The following is a 984-nucleotide window of genomic DNA, read 5'->3' on the forward strand; positions in this document are numbered from 1 at the left end:
TATCCGTAAGGGTTGAGCGCGTTCAGACGGCCCAATAGGGCAAACAGCTTGCGTGAATCGGTTTTAGAGGCTGTCTGAAGCCGGGCTTGGGCATGGTGCGGATAATAAAGCGGCGCCATGTTTTGTTGTGCCAAGCCGACATCCATCAGCCACTTTTGCAGCCAGTCGATGAAAACGGCCAGCGGTTGTTTTTGTTTGTCGAACGCGGCGGCGTAGTCGAGTATGGCCAACAGGCGCGGGGCAGCCAGCAGCGTCAGCAACTCTTCGCGTAATGCGTCCAATTCTGGAGTCGGCGTGAATAAAGGTGCGCCGCTGTGGAATGCCAACATGGCTTCGGCATTTTCCACGCCCTGTTGGCGCAGGTATGCCGCAGCCTGCTCATGGGTAGGCGAGGGCAGCACCATCTGGCGGCAACGGCTTTTGATGGTGGGCAGGAGTTTGTCGCGTGCATGGGTAACGAGCAGGAAAACGACGTGTTGCGGCGGCTCTTCCAGAGCTTTCAACAAACCGTTTGCCGCCTGTGTGTTCATGCTTTCCGCCGGATGCACCAATACCACGCGCAGGCCGCCACGGACAGCAGTCAGGTAAATGTTTTCCACAATATCGCGCACGGCATCGATTTTGATTTGCAGGAGTTTGCGTCCTGTTGCCTCGTCTTCGGGAATTTCCGGCGTGAGTTCATAAAAGTCGGGATGGGTATTTTGGCTGAATAAATGACACGAAGCACACTCGCCGCAGGGTTCATGACCGGACTTGGGCGATTCGCACAGCAATGCCTGCGCGACAAAGCGGGCAAACTCGGTTTTGCCGGTATTTTCTTTGCCGGTAAACAGCCAGGCGTTGGGACGGTTTTGCCAATGGGCGGCGAGCTGTTGCCATTGGGTTTCATGCCATGGATAAATCATATCGTTTGGGAACTATAAGGTAGGTGGTTATTATACTCTCAGGCCGTCTGAAAAAGGTTTCAGACGGCCTTTAATAAAC

General features: G+C 54.5%; 1 protein-coding gene. It reads right to left on the reverse strand.

What is annotated here, in order from left to right; translation table 11 throughout:
• Positions 1–905: DNA polymerase III subunit delta' (gene holB / locus ACTHUM_RS15245; RefSeq protein WP_440403319.1), on the reverse strand; the 905-nt coding region annotated here is incomplete at its 3' end.
• Positions 906–984 lie beyond the last annotated feature (79 nt).

It is taken from the genome of Neisseria sp. P0021.S006 (assembly GCF_051956895.1).